Source organism: Coprococcus sp. ART55/1 (assembly GCF_000210595.1).
Classification (GTDB): domain Bacteria; phylum Bacillota; class Clostridia; order Lachnospirales; family Lachnospiraceae; genus Coprococcus; species Coprococcus aceti.
Genome location: NC_021018.1, coordinates 1,851,658 through 1,872,687, shown reverse-complemented (window position 1 = coordinate 1,872,687; position 21,030 = coordinate 1,851,658). Strand labels below are relative to the sequence as shown.

Annotated in this window: 19 protein-coding genes and 1 riboswitch; of the genes, 12 read left to right on the top strand and 7 right to left on the bottom strand. The window is 44.3% G+C overall.

The annotated features are described in order from the left end of the window. Positions 1 to 22 precede the first annotated feature (22 nt). A complete protein-coding gene (locus CCU_RS08545; protein WP_015534320.1) occupies positions 23 to 598 on the bottom strand; it encodes a biotin transporter BioY in 576 nt (191 codons plus the stop codon). Positions 599 to 862: 264 nt separating this feature from the next. Between CCU_RS08545 and CCU_RS08540 the strand changes: the two genes are divergently transcribed. The 4 genes from CCU_RS08540 to metK all read left to right on the top strand — a co-directional run bounded on the left by CCU_RS08540 (position 863) and on the right by metK (position 4,534). Continuing rightward, positions 863 to 1,690: a nitrilase-related carbon-nitrogen hydrolase gene (locus tag CCU_RS08540; RefSeq protein WP_015534319.1), complete on the top strand. Its 828-nt coding sequence runs from the start codon at positions 863 to 865 to the stop codon at positions 1,688 to 1,690. Positions 1,691 to 1,791: 101 nt separating this feature from the next. Further along, positions 1,792 to 2,208: an HIT family protein gene (locus CCU_RS08535; RefSeq protein WP_015534318.1), complete on the top strand. Its 417-nt coding sequence runs from the start codon at positions 1,792 to 1,794 to the stop codon at positions 2,206 to 2,208. A gap of 123 nt (positions 2,209 to 2,331) precedes the next feature. Next, entirely contained in the window at positions 2,332 to 3,063 is a 732-nt protein-coding gene (locus CCU_RS08530; RefSeq protein WP_015534317.1) for a TraX family protein, read from the top strand. Between the two features lie 83 nt (positions 3,064 to 3,146). Beyond that, positions 3,147 to 3,276, top strand: a riboswitch (SAM riboswitch). 70 nt (positions 3,277 to 3,346) lie between these two features. Then, positions 3,347 to 4,534, top strand: a complete 1,188-nt coding sequence (gene metK / locus CCU_RS08525) for a methionine adenosyltransferase (RefSeq protein WP_015534316.1) — start codon at positions 3,347 to 3,349, stop codon at positions 4,532 to 4,534. A 93-nt stretch (positions 4,535 to 4,627) separates the two neighbouring features. Here the strand turns inward: metK and CCU_RS08520 are convergent, their stop codons facing one another. The 6 genes from CCU_RS08520 to CCU_RS08495 all read right to left on the bottom strand — a co-directional run bounded on the left by CCU_RS08520 (position 4,628) and on the right by CCU_RS08495 (position 12,108). Next, on the bottom strand, positions 4,628 to 5,974 hold the full coding sequence (locus tag CCU_RS08520) for a cohesin domain-containing protein (protein WP_243440879.1): 1,347 nt from the start codon (positions 5,972 to 5,974) through the stop codon (positions 4,628 to 4,630). Positions 5,975 to 6,079: 105 nt separating this feature from the next. After that, positions 6,080 to 8,200: a cadherin-like beta sandwich domain-containing protein gene (locus CCU_RS08515; RefSeq protein ID WP_022217501.1), complete on the bottom strand. Its 2,121-nt coding sequence runs from the start codon at positions 8,198 to 8,200 to the stop codon at positions 6,080 to 6,082. 207 nt (positions 8,201 to 8,407) lie between these two features. Further along, positions 8,408 to 9,709 (bottom strand): UDP-N-acetylglucosamine 1-carboxyvinyltransferase, encoded by a 1,302-nt coding sequence (locus CCU_RS08510; RefSeq protein ID WP_015534313.1) that lies wholly within the window; start codon positions 9,707 to 9,709, stop codon positions 8,408 to 8,410. A 74-nt stretch (positions 9,710 to 9,783) separates the two neighbouring features. Beyond that, entirely contained in the window at positions 9,784 to 10,197 is a 414-nt protein-coding gene (locus CCU_RS08505) for an aspartate carbamoyltransferase regulatory subunit (RefSeq protein WP_015534312.1), read from the bottom strand. Positions 10,198 to 10,208: 11 nt separating this feature from the next. Continuing rightward, a complete protein-coding gene (pyrB, locus tag CCU_RS08500) occupies positions 10,209 to 11,138 on the bottom strand; it encodes an aspartate carbamoyltransferase (RefSeq protein ID WP_004852491.1) in 930 nt (309 codons plus the stop codon). Between the two features lie 37 nt (positions 11,139 to 11,175). Then, complete coding sequence (locus CCU_RS08495) at positions 11,176 to 12,108, bottom strand: ornithine carbamoyltransferase (protein ID WP_015534311.1); 933 nt, start codon at positions 12,106 to 12,108, stop codon at positions 11,176 to 11,178. A 352-nt stretch (positions 12,109 to 12,460) separates the two neighbouring features. Between CCU_RS08495 and CCU_RS08490 the strand changes: the two genes are divergently transcribed. From CCU_RS08490 to CCU_RS08455, 8 genes are all read left to right on the top strand, one after another. Continuing rightward, complete coding sequence (locus CCU_RS08490; RefSeq protein WP_004852487.1) at positions 12,461 to 12,802, top strand: DUF4234 domain-containing protein; 342 nt, start codon at positions 12,461 to 12,463, stop codon at positions 12,800 to 12,802. A 225-nt stretch (positions 12,803 to 13,027) separates the two neighbouring features. Continuing rightward, positions 13,028 to 13,801, top strand: a complete 774-nt coding sequence (locus tag CCU_RS08485) for a DUF4234 domain-containing protein (RefSeq protein WP_015534310.1) — start codon at positions 13,028 to 13,030, stop codon at positions 13,799 to 13,801. 26 nt (positions 13,802 to 13,827) lie between these two features. Continuing rightward, a complete protein-coding gene (locus CCU_RS08480; protein ID WP_015534309.1) occupies positions 13,828 to 14,217 on the top strand; it encodes a DUF2752 domain-containing protein in 390 nt (129 codons plus the stop codon). Positions 14,218 to 14,409: 192 nt separating this feature from the next. Further along, positions 14,410 to 16,446 (top strand): methionine--tRNA ligase, encoded by a 2,037-nt coding sequence (gene metG, locus CCU_RS08475; RefSeq protein WP_015534308.1) that lies wholly within the window; start codon positions 14,410 to 14,412, stop codon positions 16,444 to 16,446. A 200-nt stretch (positions 16,447 to 16,646) separates the two neighbouring features. Further along, positions 16,647 to 16,853: a hypothetical protein gene (locus tag CCU_RS08470; protein ID WP_117549755.1), complete on the top strand. Its 207-nt coding sequence runs from the start codon at positions 16,647 to 16,649 to the stop codon at positions 16,851 to 16,853. 64 nt (positions 16,854 to 16,917) lie between these two features. After that, positions 16,918 to 18,741 carry a glutamine--fructose-6-phosphate transaminase (isomerizing) gene (gene glmS / locus CCU_RS08465; protein WP_015534307.1) on the top strand — a complete coding sequence of 608 codons (1,824 nt, stop codon included), beginning with the start codon at positions 16,918 to 16,920 and terminating at the stop codon, positions 18,739 to 18,741. Positions 18,742 to 18,793: 52 nt separating this feature from the next. Then, positions 18,794 to 19,852 carry a DUF6382 domain-containing protein gene (locus CCU_RS08460; protein ID WP_015534306.1) on the top strand — a complete coding sequence of 353 codons (1,059 nt, stop codon included), beginning with the start codon at positions 18,794 to 18,796 and terminating at the stop codon, positions 19,850 to 19,852. Between the two features lie 151 nt (positions 19,853 to 20,003). Then, a partial coding sequence (locus CCU_RS08455) for a hypothetical protein (protein ID WP_208896118.1) occupies positions 20,004 to 21,030 on the top strand: 1,027 nt, incomplete at its 3' end.

The following is a 21,030-nucleotide window of genomic DNA, read 5'->3' as shown; positions in this document are numbered from 1 at the left end:
TAAGTTTGTGTATTTCCATTAATCAGGCTTCTTTTGCCTGTTCATTGGCCTCTTTGTCGTCCTTCTCAGGGAGAAGTCTCTTGAACAGTGGAACGAGCTGTGCGGCGATGACAGCCTTAACGAGGTCGAGTGGAATGAATGCCACGAAACCTGATAAGAATGCAACCTTCCATGTGAGGTTACCGTTGAACTTCCACCAGATCATTCCCACGATATCAATGATCACGACACCTATGATCGCAACGATGGTATACTTAAGTCTCTTGTACTTTTTGCCTTTGATGAGACCGACTACGATTGATGCAATGATGAATGAGAAGGTGTATCCACCGAATACTCCGAACAGATATCCAAGGCCTGCGCCTCCGCCGATGAATACAGGAACGCCGATGGCACCCATGATCATCCAAAGTGCTATTATGATCGTTGAGTCTCTGAGCTCAAATACGAGAGCTATCAGAATTATCATAAAGTTGAGTAATGTGATGTGTGCTGCGTTAGGGAGCGGTGTTGGAATGCTCAGGTAAGCGGATGCACACAGAATTGCAGTGAACATGGCCATCATGACCAGCTCTACAGTGGTAAATGCTTTTTTCATTTGTAATAATCCTCCAATGATTGTAATGCCTGTGTACAGCTTATTCACAACAAATCCAGGTAGTTTCGACGGGCTGATGACGAATACTGCCTGGATTTGTTAACCTATACACAAGGGCTATGGTTGACATTATATATACACATGGGAGGAATGTCAACCATAAATTTTAAACACAGGTTAACATTTGCAAAACACACGTTATTGTGTAAAATACTTAATATAGAATTCGAACGATATACAGAGTGTATACACAGGAGGCGGGATATGATAAAGGTCGGAATCACGGAGATCGATATTGGATACGAGGATAAGGAGTATGCCAGGGAGCACTGTCTTGAGGTCATGCAGGAGGCATATGAGAATGGCGTTGAGCTCTTGGTGTTTCCTGAGATGACGCTGACGGGATTTACCATGATGCCCGCTCACATGTGGGAGGCGTACAGGGATGGTGAGATACCGGAGAGCGTTTCGTTTTTCATGGAGAACAGCAGGAAATACGATATGGCCATGGCATTTGGTTATATAGAAGCTTTCATGGCAGATGGAAGCGGTGAGTTTGATGAGAGCAGAAGGAAGGTATTTGAAAATAAGCTGGCGATTGTCAGCGGTGATGAGGTGATCATGGATTACGCAAAGATACATCCTTTTTCGTTCAGCGGTGAGGACAGGGTGTACCGGGCAGGCAGCCGCATTTGTCAGGCGAATGTCAAGGATCTGAGGTTGGGCGGATACATATGCTATGATCTCAGATTCCCGGAGATATTTTCGGCGGCGAGGGATTCTTACGATGCCATACTTGTGATAGCCAACTGGCCTGAGGAGAGAGTTGCCCAGTGGGAAGCGCTGCTCAGGGCGAGGGCCATTGAGAATCAGGCATATGTGATAGGCGTGAACAGAGTGGGCATGGGTAAAAGGGAGAGATATGTCCCGAGCTCACATATATATGATGTCTACGGCAACGAGATGGGCGGAAGGAGGGTGAGCGACAGACTGCTCGTTGCGGAGCTGGATCCTGCGGTCATAGCCGGTGCCAGAAAGACATTTCCGCAGGGCAGGGACAGGAAAAATGAATTTTACATGTCAATATTATAGAATTATTTGACTGGTGTATAAAACTGGTGTTCTCTTTGGTGCTTGTAATATTTTGTCAGATGGTTTACAATGGATAGAGGCAATGAGGAGGTAAAACTTATATGAATAAGGACGATTGCATTTTTTGTAAGATAGCCAACGGTGAGATTCCATCAGCGACAGTTTATGAGGATAGTATCTGCAGAGTAATACTTGATGTGAATCCTGCTAACAAGGGCCATGCGCTTATTATCCCGAAAGAACATTTTGACAATATATACAGCATGGATGCTGAGACAGCAGCCAAGATATTTACTATAGCTACAGAGGTGGCAAAGGCACAGAAGGCTGAGCTGAATCCGGACGGACTGAATATCCTTCAGAACAACGGCGAGGCAGCAGGCCAGACTGTATTCCACTTCCATATGCATCTTGTTCCAAGATACATCAAGGACAACGTGACTATGACCTGGATACCGGGTAAGGCTGATACAGAGGAGCTGTCAGCATTGTCTAAGGCTCTCAGAAAGAGAATCTAGACGATAGAAGATAGATATATAAGGTTTTGTGAGAAGAGCAGCACATGATGAACATAAGTCATGTGCTGTTTTTCTGTTACGGTGTTACTGATAGAAAGAGCAGGCGGTAGGAAAGGACTGTATATGGAGTATAATGAAGAAACTGAGGAAAGAGGGCTGAGGCGGCTGTCGTCAAATGCGCTCAAGCTGACAGCCTGTGTGTGTATGGCCGTAGATCACATAGGCATAGTATTCATGGATAACAACTACATAATGCGCGCTGTGGGGCGTCTGGCATTTCCTGTATTTGCATTCCTGCTTGTACAGGGGCTTCTGCGTACATCCGACGTGAGGAGGTATCTTCTGAGACTTGGAATATTTGCGGTGGTGTCAGAGATACCATTTGATCTGGCAATGCACGATACGATCTGGTATCCGGGGGCTCAGAACATATTCTTCACCCTGACAGCCGGACTGTTTGCCATATACGCCATGGATAGCCGGGGGCCAATCGGAAGATGGAAGGTCGAGATCGCACTGGCCGCAGCACTTCTGGCGGAGTTCCTGAGATTCGACTACGGCATGGCGGGAGTGGGAATCATAGTCATGTTCTATCTGATCGAGAAGGAGCGGAGTGGAGCGGATGCTTATACTCTGGCATATTTCAATAAGAAGCAGAACATTGAGATCGTAGTGCTTAGTTCGCTGGTATACATTCTCTGCCTGGGCATGAATCAGCTATACGCTCTGCTGGCGATGATACCTGTGAATATGTACAGCGGAGAGAGAGGAAGGATGAAGCTCAAGTATTTCTTCTATCTGTTCTATCCCCTGCATTTGCTGCTTATATGGTTTATATGGAAAATAATTCATTAAGCATCATTTCACCCAAAAATATGTTGACTAATAACTCTCAATGATATAGAGTAATGATTGCATTTATAGATATTAGAAAAACGCTCTTATTCAGAATGGTGGAGTCAGAAGGGACGAAGAAGCCATGGCAACCCCGATGTCAGATTCGGAAGGTGCCGACCTGAGCGACGCAGATATGTAGGTGATACAAGATCTGTGCTCGAACAATGAGAGGCTTGACAGACACGATCAAACCGCTCATACGAAGCGGTTTTTCTTATGTACAAAAAGGAAAGGAAGTAGTATGGAAAGAAGATTATTTACATCGGAATCAGTAACAGAAGGACATCCTGACAAAATCTGTGACCAGATATCAGATGCAGTGCTTGACGCACTGATGGAGCAGGATCCAATGAGCCGTGTGGCATGTGAGACATCCATCACGACAGGTCTTGTGCTTGTCATGGGAGAGATCACAACCAACGCTTATGTGGATATTCAGAAGATCGTTCGTGAGACGATCAGAGAGATCGGATACGACAGAGCAAAGTACGGATTTGACTGCGATACATGCGGCGTTATCACAGCCATAGACGAGCAGTCATCAGATATTGCCATGGGAGTTGACAAGGCACTCGAGGCAAAGGAGCACCTCATGAGCGAGGATGACATCGAGGCGATCGGTGCCGGAGATCAGGGTATGATGTTCGGATTTGCAACAAATGAGACACCTGAGTACATGCCATATCCAATAGCACTTGCCCACAAGCTTGCAAGAAAGCTCACAGAGATAAGAAAGAACGGAACACTCCCATACTTAAGACCGGACGGTAAGACACAGGTAACAGTTGAGTACGATGAGAATGACAAGCCTGTAAGACTTGATGCAGTCGTTCTCTCAACACAGCATGGAGAGGAAGTCAGCCAGGAGCAGATCCACGCTGACGTTAAGAAGTATATATTCGACGAGGTTCTTCCACAGGAGCTCATCGATGAGAATACCAAGTTCTTCATCAATCCAACAGGAAGATTCGTAATAGGTGGACCAAATGGAGACAGTGGTCTCACAGGACGTAAGATCATCGTTGACACATACGGCGGATATGCCCGTCACGGCGGCGGAGCCTTCTCAGGCAAGGATTGTACCAAGGTAGACCGTTCAGCGGCTTATGCGGCCCGCTACGTGGCTAAAAACATAGTTGCAGCAGGTCTGGCTGACAAGTGTGAGATACAGCTCTCATACGCTATCGGTGTTGCAAGACCTACATCCATCATGGTAGACACATTTGGCACAGGAAAGCTTTCAGATGAGAAGCTTGTCGAGATCATTAGAGAGCACTTTGACTTAAGACCAGCAGGTATCATCAAGATGCTTGACCTCAGAAGACCTATCTACAAGCAGACAGCAGCTTACGGACACTTCGGAAGAACAGATCTTGATCTCCCATGGGAGAAGCTGGACAAGGTGGATGTGCTGAAAGCATACTTATAAGCAGATTAAAAAAATTCAGACAAATATAAAAGCACATGTATCAGATTGAAACTGATACATGTGCTTTTTGTATATCACGTTATTCCGTGAGTATTAATCTTTGTATTTCTTTGCGGATTCAAGTGCCGCATCTATCTCGTCGAGGGATGCCTGGATCTTGCTCTCCGTACTCTCCGTATCCTCTTTGACGTCAAATGCTGAATCTATAGGCTCGCTGTCATCGGCGACATCCTCAAATGCAGTGTCGTCATAGTCGTCAGTGTGGATGACATCGTCCTCATCAGGAGATACCTGATTGTCGTAATCGGAGTCTGCGTAACTCTCGTGGATAACCTCGTCGTCCCCAGGGAAGAGCGCCTTGTTGTTGATGGTGGGCACCTCGCTATTGTCGTGGTGAGGCATTCTGACGTGTTCAGCGGCTTTTGCGGAAGGCTCGGCAGCTTCTGATGTTTCATTTGCTGTGCTTTCCTTCTCCTCGTTGTCCTTCTTCAGCTTGTCTATCTGAGCCTCGTAATCAGCGATGAGACCCTTGAGTGAGACAGCAAGGATGATGATGACAACGACCAGTATCACAAGAACTATGATGGCTATGAGCATTATTACGAACTTGTGCTTGTCTATGAAGCTGGACAGCGAATCCGTCTCCTCGATGAGATCCGTTGCGTCAAGGAAAGTTCCTTCATTTGGATTGAAGAAATACCAGCCCTGGTGTCCGTCGTTTGTTGCTGCGTAGAGGAGAACGGTGTTGGAACTGCTTCCCTTCATATAAGCTCTGATGTCCGTGTCGTTCAGGTTGATCTTCACTGGAAGATATCCGGTTGGCACTGAGACTGAATTAGGCTTTGGAATGATGTTATAAGTGTTGTTGTTTGAGTGAACGCTTACAAGGGTATCTGCAGGTGCGGATGCGTTCTGATCTGCCTCTGTGAGTGTTCCTACCTCATCCTCAGTAACAACAGGCTTGGTCTCGCTGTCGATCAATGCAAGAGGTGTTGCAGGCTCGGCTTCTGAACCGGTATCGCTGACAGTAGATGAAGCTGCTTCGGTGGAAGCGGCGGCTGACTTGTCGCTGATGGTTACCGAGTTGTATGACGGTGTCATGTCTATCGACTCTTCTGTGTCGGAGATGACCTCAACTGCTGATGTCTCTATGCTGGCAGTTCCGCTTGCAATGGCGGTAAATGTAAATGTTGCTGTCATTGCATCTCCAGGCTTTACATTTGCCTGGGAGTAGCTTACGGTGCCCTCAGATTCCACGGTGCCGCCGCTCACAGCCTTGAGCAATGTGGAATCATATGTGATATTGTAGCTGTAGCTTGATAAAGCCTGATCGGCTGCGTTTATACTTACCTTGATCTTCACGGTATCGCCAACAACGACCGTGGTGGATGGAACCTCAACACTAAATGCGACTGTAGCGGCATAAGTGGTATGAAGCATGAAAAGCATCATAGTCAACACACATGCAACTTCTGTCATAAACGTTCTAAAGCTAAATCTTGTAGTCCTCATAATATTCATATACGGTTATCCACCGAGTCCTCCTTATCCTCTGTTAATTATTATGGTGTAAGTACGTGTAGCTTTACTCTGGGATTTACATACTATCTTAAATGTATTCTTTCCTGATTTCAGGGTTTTTGTTCCCTTTCCGCTCACTGTGGAGTAGCTGCTTACAGGTGAAGCGTTTATTTTCACACTTGATACAGATGAGCGCACATTTACCGTGTACTGTGTAGTGCTGTTTATTGCAAATGTAGGTGACAGCTTCTTGCCGCTTACAGAGAGTGTTTTCAGGTAGTTGTTCTGGTTGCCCGGATTAGCCGCAGGCATCTTCATTGCTGTGCTTGGCATATTCTTGTAAACAGGTATGGCAAATGTTATGGCCTTGTTGAGTGCTCCTGAAGACTTGTAGGCATCATATACCTTCCATGCCTCTGTTGTAGGGGCCTGTACATTTCCCATGTACTGATGCCAGTACAGGCAGTCTGTGTAGGTTACGTTGAACTTCTGAGTATACAGAGTGTTCTGACCCTTGTTGATGTAGGACTCTCCGATATACATCGCACCGCCGATTATTGATTTGGCAGGTGTTGTCCATGGCCTGTTGTACGATGTGCCCGATGAAGCCCATCTCAGACCGTTTGTTATAGCGTTACCCGATGCACTCTCAAATGCACCGATATTGTAGAAGTTATATATGCCGGGATATGTGGCATTCTTACCGTTTGTTCCCGAGGTTATCGAGCCTCCGACCTCCTGCTTGATACGTGAAGCAATGTGGTAAGGGCTGACGCCGGATTTCTGTGCTGCGGTGATTATCATGGACGAATATGTGGTGGTCGAACCGGTTGGGTGCGCATTGTGCATAAACGAACCAGATAATATAGCCTCAACTCCTGACTTTGTCTGTGATGAGTCGTATGACAGCTTTTCAAATGCGAACATGGAGCTTGCGGATGACATATATGTTCTCGGATCGAGGTAATACTTTACAAGATCGTCCGAGGCTGCAAACCATGTTGAACCATCATATGATGAGTAGGAGTCTGTCTTGTAGTTGTATCCAACGGTCTGTGATCTCCAGCCGTAGTTAGGACTGTAAGATGTACAGTTTACAAGGTTGTTGACACGTCCCTGTACGTTGACCTCGTTCTTGACCACGTCGTTCCAGTTAAGGTTGGTGTGTACCGCCTTGAATATCCAGTTTGGGTGCTCCGCATGGAGCTTTCTGAGAAGCACCTTGTAGCTCTCAGGGAAGTTCTGGGCGGATAATTGCTTTTCAAATGCTGCATCCGATGTCTGGTTACCGTCAGGTTCCTTGTATGTTCCCATTGTGATGAGCGATGAGGAGATAAATCCTGTATACTTCTTGCTGCTGTATGTGAGGTTGACCTTGTACCATGACTTGTTGGATGTATCAGTCACGGAGAGTGCCTGTCCCTTCATGAGCATGATCGCGCTTCCGTTGTAGGTTATAGGTGTACCCGCTGCCGTCTGGCGGAAGTATACATAGTCTTCATTCACGTAACCGCTCTTGGCTGCCTGAGCCGCTGTGGTAGGCTGCTGTGTAGTAGCCTTGGTCGTGGCCTTTGTTGTGGCTGAAGTGGAGTCGATCACGATGAACTTGGAATATACATAACCGGTGTAGCGCTTCTTCTTATATGTAAGCTTGACTTTGTACCATGTCTTGTTGGAAGTGCTCAGTACGGTCATGCTCTGACCGCCCATGAGCATGATCGGCGATCCGTTATACTTCAGCGGCGTGCCGTTTGGCGTTTTTCGGAAATATACATAGTTTTCATTTTTTCGAAGGTGAGCCTTCTTGGAGGTTGTCCTTGTTACCTTGATAAATGCGGAGTACACATAACCGGTGTAGCTCTTCTTCTTGTATGTAAGCTTGACCTTGTACCATGTCTTGTTGGAAGTGCTCAGTACGGTCATCTTCTGACCCTTCCTTAGGAGTATGGCCGAGCCGTTATATTTTATAGGCGTGCCGTTTGGTGATTTGCGGAAATACACGTAGTCAGACGTGAGAGTTCCCGTGGTCGCGGCTTCTGCGTGATTGTTTCCCACATACAGTCCGGTCACCGCGATGCAGACGACCGCCCAAATAAGCATTACGATAGAAATAGTAGTCCGGGTTCGTTTAGTATTGATATCCATAGTAACCTCCATTTTTCATAAAACAAATCTATATATAAAATAGTATTTATGACAAAATTACATCAGTCTAAGTTTACCATAATTATTGCAAATGAGCACCATTTTTGTGAAAAAAGTTATAAAAAAGTAATAAAATTGCAATAAAAAAGCTTTTGCCGGTCAGACAAGTGCTGACCGGCAAAAGCTTTTCGCCTTATGTCGTATATATTAACCTACTTTGAGCTTGAATTTCTGGATCTCTTTGTCCGTCTCTACCTTCTCGATGAGAGCACCAAGTCCGCGAAGCTTTTCGTCGAACTTCTCGTAGCCTCTCTGGATATACTTGATATCACATACAGTAGAGAAGTCGTTGGCCACAAGTGCCGCAATTACAAGTGCTGCGCCTGCTCTCAGGTCAGGTGCTGCAACATTTGCACCGGTGAATGTCTCCACACCATCGAGAATAGCGGTGTTGCCCTCGACTCTGATGTGTGCGCCCATTCTTGAAAGCTCTGCGACATACTTGAATCTGTTCTCAAATATGCTCTCGGTGACGATGCTTGTTCCGTTGGACAGTGCAAGTGTAACCGCCATCTGTGGCTGCATATCTGTCGGGAATCCCGGATATGGCAGAGTCTTGATGTTGGTAGCTTTGAGTCTCTTGTTGCACATTACTCTCACTGAATCATCGTACTCGATGACAGTGGCACCTATATCTGTAAGCTTTGAGGTTATAGCCTCAAGATGCTTAGGAATTACGTTCTTGATGAGGACGTTGCCTCTGGTGGCTGCTGCTGCAACCATGAAGGTTCCTGCCTCGATCTGATCCGGAATGATGGAATATGTAGTTCCGTGAAGTGACTTTACGCCACGGATACGGATGACATCAGTTCCGGCACCCTTGATGTTAGCACCCATACTGTTGAGGAAATTGGCAACATCAACGATATGTGGCTCCTTGGCTGCGTTCTCTATGGTAGTCTTGCCGTTTGCCATTACGGCGGCCATCATGACATTGATGGTGGCACCTACTGAGATCACATCCATGTAAATGTGGCTTCCGATCAGCTCATCAGCCTCAACGGATATCATACCGTTTGCTATATCAACGTGGGCTCCAAGTGCTTCAAAACCTTTTATGTGCAGATCTATCGGACGGGCTCCGATGTCGCATCCGCCTGGAAGAGCGACCTGTGAATGGTTATATTTGCCAAGCAGTGCGCCGAGCAGATAGTAGGATGCTCTGATCTTTCTGATATATTCGTCGTCGACACAGAGATCGGTATTCGGATTGATGGTTCCACCACATATAGCAACCGTGTGCTCGTCTATGTAACGGACCCTTGCGCCGATACCCTGAATGGCCTGAAGAAGGACTCTTGTATCTCTGACGTTCGGTACGTTTTCTATTGTGACTTCCTGGTCGGTCATGACTGCAGCGGCAAGTATTCCAAGTGCGGCATTCTTAGCACCCGCAATGGTAACTTCGCCCTCCAGAGGACGACCTCCCTTGATAACATACTGTTCCATATTTCACCTCTTAGATAATTCTCGGATTATCGCAACTTTATAGATTATAGCACATAAAACTGAAAAGTAAACAGTTACTTGTCTGCTTCACAGTATATACATCTGTAAATTCGCTTTTCTCTGTCTGTGAGTTTGAATATATGGGTTATTCCTTGCTCTGTGGTCGTAATGCATCTTGGATTGGTACATTTCTTTATTCCAACCAGTCTCTCAGGCAGTTCGATCTTACGTTTTTCAACGAGCTTGCCGTCCTTGATGATGTTGACGGATATATCCGGGTCGATATACCCCAGAACATCAAGGTTTATGTCGATATCCTGATCTATCTTAAGAATGTCCTTTCTTCCCATCTTCTCGCTTTTAACATTCTTGATTATAGCAACGGAGCAATCCAGCTTATCAAGATGAAGATCGTTGTATATCTGCAGGGCTTTGCCTGCTGTTATATGGTCAAGTACAATACCATTCTGAATACTGTCAATATTCATGATCATTCCTCCTATGCCTTAAAATCCTTGTCGAGTCCGAGAAGGTCCATGATGAGTGCCATTCGGACATATTTGCCGTTGAGTGCTTGTCGGAAATAACATGCTCTCGGATCGTCATCCACCTCAACAGATATCTCATTTACACGAGGAAGCGGGTGAAGGATCGACAGGTCAGGCCTAGCGAGAGCCAGCTTTGACTTGTCAAGAATATAGGTATCTTTCAGTCTTATGTAGTCCGCCTCGTTGAAGAAACGTTCTTTCTGGACTCTTGTCATATAGAGAACGTCCAGAGATCCGATAGCATCCTCAAGAGAGGAAATCTCCTCATATGGTATATTATTCTTTTCGATGACTTCTGTTCTTATATAATCAGGTAATTTTAATTCATCCGGTGATATGAGAATAAATTTTATGCCTTCGTATCGTGACATGGCCTTTATAAGTGAATGAACCGTACGACCAAACATAAGATCTCCGCAGAAACCTATGGTCATATTGTTTAGTCTGCCCTTCTCTCTCTTTATTGTGAGAAGATCGGCCAATGTCTGCGTAGGGTGATTGTGACCGCCGTCACCAGCATTAATAATAGGAACATCTGATTTCATGGAAGCCAGCATCGGGGCACCCTCTTTATAATGTCTCATAGCTATAATATCGGCATAACAGCTGACGATCTTGACGGTATCGCCCACACTCTCACCTTTTGTTGAAGATGAGGAGCTCGCAGATGAAAATCCAAGAACGTTTCCGCCAAGTTCCATCATGGCAGCCTCGAAGCTAAGTCTTGTGCGTGTGCTTGGTTCAAAGAACAGAGTTGCAAGCTTTTTGCCCTTACAGACTTCGCTGTATTTCTCTTTATTGTCGATGATGTCCTGTGCCAGCACGAGAAGGTGGTCAACCTCCTCAACTGACAGGTCCATTGGGTCTATTAAATGTCTCATTTGACATGATCCTCCTTAGGTTATCAGAATGAATATTTTAAGAATTAAGAAGGGTATACATAACAGCCTTCTCAGCGTGACGTCTGTTCTCAGCCTCATCCAAAATGTGGTTGAGGTTCTTGTCGATAACGCCCTGTGAGATCTCAAATCCCTGGTGCATAGGCATGTCGTGGAATACTATAGCCTTGCTGCCCTCTGTGAACTCCTCGTTGAGCTGGTAAGGCATCATCTTTGCAAGAGTCTCCTCCTTCTGCTGCTTGTATGCAGGGTTGTTGAAGAACTCCATGTCTACCCATGTATCTGTGTAGAGGATATCCATGTCCTTGGCGTACTTCTTGGCCTCCTCCATGCTCATGGTAGGATCGAGCTCAATATAGTGACCTGTAGCCTTTGCTGCCTCAAAGAAGTCATCGCCGCATACGGTGTTGTTCACAAGTGGCGTGAGTCCGTAGATAGTTCCCTTCTTCATCTTTGCAAAGAACTCAACAAGAGAGTTGAATACATTATTCTTGGCACCGATATACATAAGCTTTACATCGAGACTGCCAAACTTTTCTATAATAGTGAGGGCATCTGCCAGGATCTGGCATGGATGATAAGAACTGTCACATCCGTTGATAAATGGAACAGTAACATTGTTGCCGAACAGCTCGACTGTCTCATTCTTTACAAGACGTGCCATGATGATATCTACATTCCTGCATACATACTTAATCTCTGATACAGGCTCACCGAGTGTAAAGTTGGAATCCTTCCAGAGCTGGTTGTAATATGTACCGCCGAGCTCAGTTATACCTGTTGTAAATGAAAGAAATGTTCTTGTGGAAGTCTTCTCAAAAAGAGTGTAGAGTTTCTTGCCCTCAAGAGCGTGAGCGTACTTATCAGGGTTCTTCTTCATGTCAAGTGCCAGATTGAGAATATCCATCAGCTCATCAGCTGTGAAATTCTTGAAGTTAAGCATGTTTTTCATAACAAATGTCCTCTTTTCTCTAGAATTATAAATTGTTTGCAATACGGACAAACATAATCTGTGGATCCTGGCAATATATTTAGGATACGGGTGTTGAGATATGTCTGCCTGAAATTTTATTATATAGCACATGGTTTCAAAAGTAAAACAGTTTACGACATCACATAAATTATGAATGTAAATATTTGAAGATTTATGCCTGATTATAAAAAAAATATAGATAATAAAATATAGATAATAAAGCAAAAAACAGCTTAATTTTTTGATTTTTATTGACAAAGATGTATAGATATGGTTTTATATATTTTATAAAATTTTATAAAAATTATAATTAATCAAGGGAGGACATTTTATGATCAAACAGAGGAACATTGCTTTGTGCATAGTATTTTCAATCATTACATTTGGAATTTATGCACTGTATTGGTTCGTTTGCCTTACAAACGATGCTAATCAGGAATCTGGACAGACAGATGCAACAAGTGGTGGGGTAGCATTGTTGCTTACTATCGTTACATGTAATATCTATGGATGGTTCTGGGCATACAAGATGGGCGAGAAGATTGACGCAATAAAGACAAAGAATGGTCAGTCAGCAGGAAATTCAAGCATACTTTTCCTTCTGCTCCAGTTATGCGGACTTGGAATTGTATCATATGCTATTATGCAGGATACCATCAATAAAAATGCGTAATGAATCAAATTGCATACAAATATACATTGAAAAATGTATAGATGCAGTTGCGTACAGACAAAATGTATGAGAAAATAGTCCCGTAGACTGAGTTGTGTCTGCGGGGCTATTCTGTTATTTTTATTGCAGTTATGCAGTGGTTTACATATGAGTGGAATAATTGCAGTCATACACAAGTCCTACATAATTCAATTAAGGATTTAAGTTTAAGGAGGATTATCAATTATGATCAAACAGAGGAATATTGGAATATGTATTCTGCTTTCAATTGTGACATGCGGAATATATGGATTGTATTGGTTTGTTGTGCTGACAGACGATATCAATCAGGAGTCAGGAGAGACAGATGCAACAAGTGGTGGAATGTCGCTTTTGCTCACTATCGTTACATGTAACATCTATGGATGGTTCTGGGCATATAAGATGGGCGAGAAAGTTGATATCATAAAGAATAAGAACGGTGTACCATCAAGCAACTCAGGCATATTATACGTCCTTCTTCAGGTATTTGGACTTGGAATTATTGCATATGCGCTTATGCAGGACACTGCAAACAAATATGCAGAGGCTATACCTCAGATGAATACAGGATATGGTCAGCAGGGTTATAATCAGAACACATACAACCAGAATGCGTATGGTCAGCAGCAGGGATATGATCAGAATGCATACGGCCAGCAGCAGTATAACCAGAATGCGTATGGTCAGCAGGGATATGATCAGAACGCATACAACCAGAATGCGTATGGTCAGCAGCAGTATAATCAGAATGCATACGGACAGCAGCCATATGGTCAGCAGGGATATGACCAGAATGCATATAACCAGCAGGCATACGGACAGCAGCCATACAGCCAGCAGGGATATGATCAGAATGCATACAATCAGCAGGGATATGGTCAGCAGGCCGGTTTAGACCAGAATACATTTGGCCAGCAGTCAGATCAGAATATTAACACATCAGCAGATGCTTCAGGCAGTGATAACAGCCAGCAGTAGTCGGCGGAGACAAAGAAATACAGAGCATGGATCAGATACAGAAATCAAGAAGAAATGCGATAATTAAAAGGGATGCCATCCTCGTGGGGATAGGCATCCTCTATTATATATTTATAAGAGTGACAGGACTTGCCATACCATGTATATTCAGAAAGATAACCGGATTTTTATGCCCAGGATGCGGGATAACACGGGCTATCCTTGCGGCCGTAAGGCTGGATCTTGCAAAGGCATTTGCTTATAATCAATTTATGTTTATAGCTCTTCCGGCGTTGGCATACATAATTGTAAAAAACGATTATGTATTCGTAAGATATGGAAACAGAAAATTATCGCGATTTGACAATATACTTATATTTATATGTATTGCCGGGGCGGTGATGTTTGCCGTTCTCAGGAATGTGATGCGCTTTTGAGAGAGAGAGACGATGACAAGTTTATTGGCAGCGTTATAGAATGACCATCGTAACAGACTTATTTAATATCCCATCTTCTTGACAATAAATAATAAAAAGGCATATAATTTACAATTACCGAGGAGTTTTTCGGTAAAGTTGCACAAGCATTTCATTTGTGCTTGTAGTATTTTTTCAGGGAGGGTTTTTAAAATGGCAAAAAAACCGTATTATATTACAACCGCCATTGCATATGCATCAGGTAAACCTCATATAGGCAACACCTACGAGATCGTGTTGGCTGACAGCATTGCAAGGTACAAGAGATTCGCAGGTTATGATGTAAGATTCATGACAGGAACAGATGAGCATGGACAGAAGATCGAGAACAAGGCTTTTGAGAACATGCAGACCCCAAAGGAATTCGTTGATGAGACATCAGGTGAGATCAAGAGAATATGGGATCTCATGAATACTTCATATGACAAGTTTATCCGTACAACAGATGATTACCATGAGAAGCAGGTACAGAAGATATTTAAGAAGCTGTACGATCAGGGTGATATATATAAGGGACATTATGTAGGAAAATACTGTACACCATGTGAGTCGTTCTTTACAGATGGACAGCTCATAGATGGCAAGTGCCCGGACTGTGGAAGACCTGTTCAGGAGGCCAAGGAGGAGGCATACTTCTTCAAGATGAGCAAGTATCAGGACAAGCTCATGAAGCATATAGAGCAGCATCCTGAGTTTATACAGCCTGAGTCAAGACGTAACGAGATGGTTAACAACTTCCTTAAGCCGGGGCTTCAGGACCTGTGTGTATCAAGAACATCATTCAAGTGGGGAATCCCAGTGGACTTTGATCCAAAACATGTTGTATATGTATGGGTTGATGCGCTTTCAAACTACATAACTGGACTTGGATATGACGTAGATGGAAAGAGCGATGAGAAGTTTTATAAATACTGGCCGGCAGATCTTCACTTGATCGGCAAGGATATCCTGAGATTCCATACCGTTTACTGGCCTATCATGCTGATGGCACTCGGACTTCCGCTTCCAAAGCAGGTATTCGGTCATCCTTGGCTCCTCCAGAGTGATGGCAAGATGAGTAAGTCGAAGGGCAACGTAATGTACGCTGACGATATGGTCGATATATTCGGTGTTGATGCAGTCAGGTTCTTCGTGCTTCATGAGATGCCATTTGAGAATGATGGTGTTATTTCATGGGAGCTCATGGTTGAGAGACTCAACTCAGAGCTTGCAAATACACTTGGGAATCTGGTCAATAGAACCATATCGATGTCCAACAAGTATTTCGGTGGCATTGTGACAAATACCAACGTCACAGAGCCTGTCGATGAGGATCTTAAGAAGGTCGTTATGGATTGCAGATATAAGGTTGCAGAGTGCATGGATAAGCTCAAGGTTGCAGATGCGATCACAGAGATATTTGCACTGTTCAAGAGATGCAACAAGTACATAGATGAGACAATGCCTTGGGCACTCGCAAAGGAGGAGGACAAGAAGGACAGACTGAACACAGTTCTGTATAACCTTGTCGAGAGCATCATTATAGGTGCCACACTCCTTGAACCGTATATGCCTGAGACAACTGAGAAGATCATGGCACAGCTCAATACCGAGAAGAGAAAGGTCACAGAACTTGGAAAGTTTGGTCTGTACAAGTCAGGAACAAAGGTAACAGAGCAGCCTGAGATCCTATTCGCCCGTCTTGACGTGAAGGAAGTTATGGCTAAGGTTGCCGAGTTCGCTCCAGTGGAGAAGGAGTCCATGTACGAGCAGGCCAAGAAGCAGAAGGAAGAGAAGGAGAATTCTGCTGAGACCAAGAAGATCAAGATCGCAGAGGCAAAGGTTCAGGCACTCAAGGCCAATCCTGATGTAGTTGACAAGCAGGAGATAAGCATTGAGGAGTTCCAGAAGATGCAGCTCATGATCGGCGAGATCGTTTCCTGTGAGGAGGTTCCAAACTCCAGAAAGCTTCTCTGTTCACAGGTAAGCTTTGGCAAGAACAATGTGAAGCAGATTGTGTCCGGAATCAAGGGTACATATTCCGCTGAGGATATGGTTGGCAAGAAGGTTGTGGCTATAGTAAACCTCAAGCCATGCAAGCTTGCCGGAGTCGTATCAGAGGGTATGCTTCTGTGCGCAGAGGATCCTGAGGGTAATCTGTCACTCCTGACCACCGAGAAGGACTTCCCAGGTGGATGCTTTATAAGCTAAGATATAAAATAGTGGATATAATGAGGGAAGCATCACAGGCTGGGCACACGGCCGGGATCCGTGGTGTTTCCCTGTTTTTATTTATAAAGCTGAAGTAAATTTTATGTTACAAAGATTATACGCAGAGGCCTTTCTGCATTGATTTATTAGATGTTTCATGATAGAATTTTGTTAGGTGCACGGACAGGAGGAGTGTGCCTTTGGAAAGATTTAGAAATCTTAGCGCCATGACCCCTGGGCTTTGGCTTTCAGGGATAACGAGGTTGAAGGTTATCGAATATTCGGCGGATGCCTTCACGCAGAGTCTGGATGCGCACATGATATCCAAATATGGGGGTAACTCCAAAACAAAGAATCATGACCGGACACCCATAGCTGTTATGTATGGTGGCTTCACCTTTTTTTAGTGCGCCATATTATAATATTATCAGTATACAGCGTGGTTATAAGCCGAAAGGAGATTAATTTAATATGTGTGGAATCATAGGATATGTAGGAAAGAAACCAGCCAAGGACATTCTTATTGACGGACTGGCAAAGCTCGAGTACAGGGGATATGACAGTGCGGGAATAGCACTGCTTAATGATGATGATACACTGACGATCAAGAAGAAAGCCGGCAGAGTGGAAGACCTCAGGGAGATGTGCAGCGACGACAGTCCTGTGTACAGATCAACCTGTGGAATAGGCCATACGAGATGGGCTACTCACGGCGGAGTTACGGATGTGAATGCACATCCACATAAGTGCGGAGATGTGGCACTTATACATAATGGAATTATAGAGAACTATAACGACATTGTGAGAGAATACGGACTGGCCGACAGGCTGGTATCCGAGACGGACACAGAGGTAGTAGCAGCACTTCTGGACACACTGTACGATGGCAATCCCATCGAGACTATCAGAAAGGCTGTTAAGGCTATAGCCGGTTCATTTGCACTCTGCATTATGTTTGCAGACAGACCGGGCAAGATATACGCAGTGAGAAATGTAAGTCCGATGATCGCTTCATACACAGATGAGGGATCGATCATTGCATCAGACCTCACAGCGATAATATCATTTTCAAAGGAATACTTTGTTGTGCCGGAGTATCATATACTGACACTCTCAAGCACAGGCATCAAAGTAGAGGACATGAAGGGGAACATGGTAGAGCCGGAGATGCTCAAGATAACATGGGACATAACGGCAGCTCAGAAGGGTGGATATCCGCACTTTATGCTGAAGGAGATCTATGAGCAGCCAGAGGCACTGAGAAACACGATAACTCCTCGTATAGTGAATGAGCTTCCTGATTTCACTGAGGACGGCATCGATGATGAGGTGTTTAAGAATCTTGAGAACATCACAGTGGTTGCATGCGGAACAGCTATGCACGCCGGAATAGTCGGCAAGGCCATGATTGAGAAGGAGTTAAAGATTCCTGTTAATGTTGAGATAGCATCAGAATTCAGATACAAGGAACCACTCATAAATGAAAAGACTCTCGTAATAGTTACATCACAGTCAGGAGAGACTATTGACACACTCGAGGCACTCAGACTTGCCAAGAGATGTGGATCAAAGGTTCTGTCCATAGTCAATGTAAAGGGATCGACCATCGCCAGAGAGAGCGATTACGTCCTTTATACACATGCCGGTCCTGAGATCGCAGTTGCAAGTACCAAGGCATATTCGGTACAGATGGCTGCAATGTATCTCATTGGATGCAGACTTGGCTATGTCAAGGGTATATACTCTGAGGACAGGGCAAAGAAATTCATCAGACAGCTTCAGGGCGTTATCCCGGTGATAGAGGAGACACTCAAGCAGGCAGATGAAGTAAAGACAGTTGCAAACTATATAAAGATGGCTCCGGATGCATTCTTCATAGGAAGAGGACTGGATTATACACTGTCACTGGAAGGTGCACTGAAGCTGAAAGAGATTTCTTATGTTCACGCTGAGGCTTATGCGGCAGGGGAGTTAAAACATGGAACGATAGCACTCATAACTGAGAACGTTCCGGTCATAGCCTTGGCTACACAGGAATCTGTATACGGAAAGATGATTTCCAATATACGCGAGGTTAAGGCAAGAGGCGCATACGTCATTCTTGTCAGCATGGATGAAGAGTACAATGATAAAGATGTATGTGACAAACACATATCCATACCAAAGCAGGATGGATTGTTCACGGTATTTTCGGCTGCTGTCATCCTGCAGCTTATAGCGTATTACACGTCCGATGCAAAGGGGTTGGACGTAGATAAGCCACGTAATCTGGCAAAGTCAGTTACAGTAGAATAATTGACTCCGGGACTTACATGGATATCGTGCGATAAATATCGGAGGGTTTTATATGAGTGATAAGATGTATTTGTGTGATGAGTACAAATTGTACTTTAAGATTGAAGACGATGTAGAGGTTCTTCACAATGAGGTAGAGCTGTACAATGCTCAGTTTGTGGGCAATAATGCGTTCTGCCATGAGGAATATATAGATGGTCAGAGAGCTCTGACATATTCTATTCCAGCCATGACTACCATGAATCAGTTCCTTGAGAAGAAGATACACAAGGATGAGCTGGTTGATCTGATATTCAGTATTGCAGATCAGCTCATGTATCTCAAGGCGAATGATCTGTCCATTGGAAAGGTTATACTGAATAAGGGATATATGTATATAGACTTCCAGAATATGGCTGTTCAGCTCATATTCCTGCCTATAGATAAGCCTATGGACAGATGTAATATGGAGAAGTTTATAAGGGATCTTATGGGCAATATGAAGTTTGCGAATAAGAAGGCATCCGATGCCGGATATGAGCTTATCAAATACTTTGATCACAATCCTACATTTTATCTGTCAGAATTTTATAAGTTTATAACAGACCTGAAGAATGACAATATAGCACATCCTGAGGATGAGCAGGAGCTTATGAAGTCGGCGGGAGTCAGCCCGGTCAATGTGGCTAAGGTAGAGGTCCCTGAGACTCCTCATGTTACAACTTCTTCATTCAAGCTTGCAAAGGAAGTTAAGGATTTCTCATCAAATGATATTGGATTTGATGACAACGATGACGGTTCGACAACAGTTCTCACAGCCAACAACCGTGGCAAGAGCGGCCCTGTCATCATAAGAACGAGAACAGGCGAGAGGATAAGGATCGACAAGCCGATATTCTGTATCGGTAAGTCTACACAGGGAGTTGACTATCAGGTAACTGACAACAATTCAGTCAGCCGCCGCCATGCTTACATTATCAATGTCAACGGCGTGTACTATCTGAGAGATAACAAGTCGACCAACCACACTTACCTTGGTGGCAAGATCATAAGCAGCGGAACGGATATGATGCTCATAGATGGAATCAGATTCAAGCTTGCGAATGAAGAGTTCACCTTCAAGGAGAAATAAAATAGTATATTATACTGGATAAGGAGACTTGTTTATTATTATAATGAGTCTCCTTATTTTATAATAAATCCCCTGCATAGGTGCGCCGGAGTACATGTGGGTAAAGGGGTAATATAAATAGAATGTGAAAAAAGGGGGAGTATCAAAGATTATGAAAAGAAAAGGAAGCTTATCGGGAAGGACACTGTGTAAAAAAGCAGCAACAGTGGTAATGTGTGCAGTGCTGATGCTGACGGCAGGTATTCAGACGACAGGTATTCAGACTGTTAAGGCCAGTACCCTTGACCAGCAGATAGAAGAGGCTCAGAGTGAGTTGGAACAGGTGAAGAAAGATCAGAGTGAAGTGATGACCGTATATGATCAGGGCTCTATAGGTTTTGTAGACTGGATGCTTGCGAAAAGCAACCTGACAACAAAACAGAAATATGATCTGAATCGGGCCAAGACTGTCCTGCAGGAGGCATGTGAGGAAGATTTCTCCAAGTGGGCGGGAGGAAATAATACAGGTCTTCCGGAATCGAGAAATAACAAGGTTGTTGTTACCGGAGATAAGAAAGACGCCATATCGCTTGAAAACACAAAGGCGACATTTGCGGTATTGAATAAAATTAATTCGTTAAGGGACACAGACGAAAACTATGTCGGGGCAATGAAGAGGAATGCGGCTAAGACTAATTTCTATTTCATGGCGGTGGCACAGTCAGGCGCGGACAGAGGTGCAGGACTCACAAATCATTCACTTCTTCAGGTGTCATGTGAGAATCTGGCGTTTGGATATACTGATCCGGCGGCAGGATGGAACAGTGAGAAGGCATCTTTTAACAAGATAAGGGATGAGCTGGGATATTCATCCATAACTTCGCAGAGTCAGCTTACAGCTGTTGAACAAAAGGCGGATTCGGAGGGAGTCACGGTTGGACATTATACCAATATGTTCTGGGCAGCAGATCAGGTGATGGGAGTCGGATTCACACTCTATGGCAGGTATGGCAATACTTCATGCTTCAATGCAAGCAAGCTTTCAAACTATACTAGCAAATATGAGGTGTACACAATAGCTGAATTTGAGAAGCTGTTTGATGAATATTATGAGACTGTAGATCCGGAGAAGTGGCAGAAAAAGGTGGATGCAGCGCAGGCCAAGCTGGATAAGCTGCTTGGACAGCGGTATGATGCAT

Coding starts and splice junctions, on each gene's coding strand:
- CCU_RS08520 (WP_243440879.1), bottom strand. CDS start 5,974: ATGCTTCATACCACTTATGCCGCTACAGTCGCATTTAGTGTTGAGGTT.
- CCU_RS08480 (WP_015534309.1), top strand. CDS start 13,828: ATGGATCAGATACAGAAATCAAGAAGAAATGCGATAATTAAAAGGGAT.
- CCU_RS08515 (WP_022217501.1), bottom strand. CDS start 8,200: ATGGATATCAATACTAAACGAACCCGGACTACTATTTCTATCGTAATG.
- pyrB (WP_004852491.1), bottom strand. CDS start 11,138: ATGAGACATTTAATAGACCCAATGGACCTGTCAGTTGAGGAGGTTGAC.
- CCU_RS08495 (WP_015534311.1), bottom strand. CDS start 12,108: ATGAAAAACATGCTTAACTTCAAGAATTTCACAGCTGATGAGCTGATG.
- CCU_RS08530 (WP_015534317.1), top strand. CDS start 2,332: ATGGAGTATAATGAAGAAACTGAGGAAAGAGGGCTGAGGCGGCTGTCG.
- metG (WP_015534308.1), top strand. CDS start 14,410: ATGGCAAAAAAACCGTATTATATTACAACCGCCATTGCATATGCATCA.
- CCU_RS08490 (WP_004852487.1), top strand. CDS start 12,461: ATGATCAAACAGAGGAACATTGCTTTGTGCATAGTATTTTCAATCATT.
- CCU_RS08545 (WP_015534320.1), bottom strand. CDS start 598: ATGAAAAAAGCATTTACCACTGTAGAGCTGGTCATGATGGCCATGTTC.
- glmS (WP_015534307.1), top strand. CDS start 16,918: ATGTGTGGAATCATAGGATATGTAGGAAAGAAACCAGCCAAGGACATT.
- metK (WP_015534316.1), top strand. CDS start 3,347: ATGGAAAGAAGATTATTTACATCGGAATCAGTAACAGAAGGACATCCT.
- CCU_RS08540 (WP_015534319.1), top strand. CDS start 863: ATGATAAAGGTCGGAATCACGGAGATCGATATTGGATACGAGGATAAG.
- CCU_RS08510 (WP_015534313.1), bottom strand. CDS start 9,709: ATGGAACAGTATGTTATCAAGGGAGGTCGTCCTCTGGAGGGCGAAGTT.
- CCU_RS08460 (WP_015534306.1), top strand. CDS start 18,794: ATGAGTGATAAGATGTATTTGTGTGATGAGTACAAATTGTACTTTAAG.
- CCU_RS08485 (WP_015534310.1), top strand. CDS start 13,028: ATGATCAAACAGAGGAATATTGGAATATGTATTCTGCTTTCAATTGTG.
- CCU_RS08535 (WP_015534318.1), top strand. CDS start 1,792: ATGAATAAGGACGATTGCATTTTTTGTAAGATAGCCAACGGTGAGATT.
- CCU_RS08505 (WP_015534312.1), bottom strand. CDS start 10,197: ATGAATATTGACAGTATTCAGAATGGTATTGTACTTGACCATATAACA.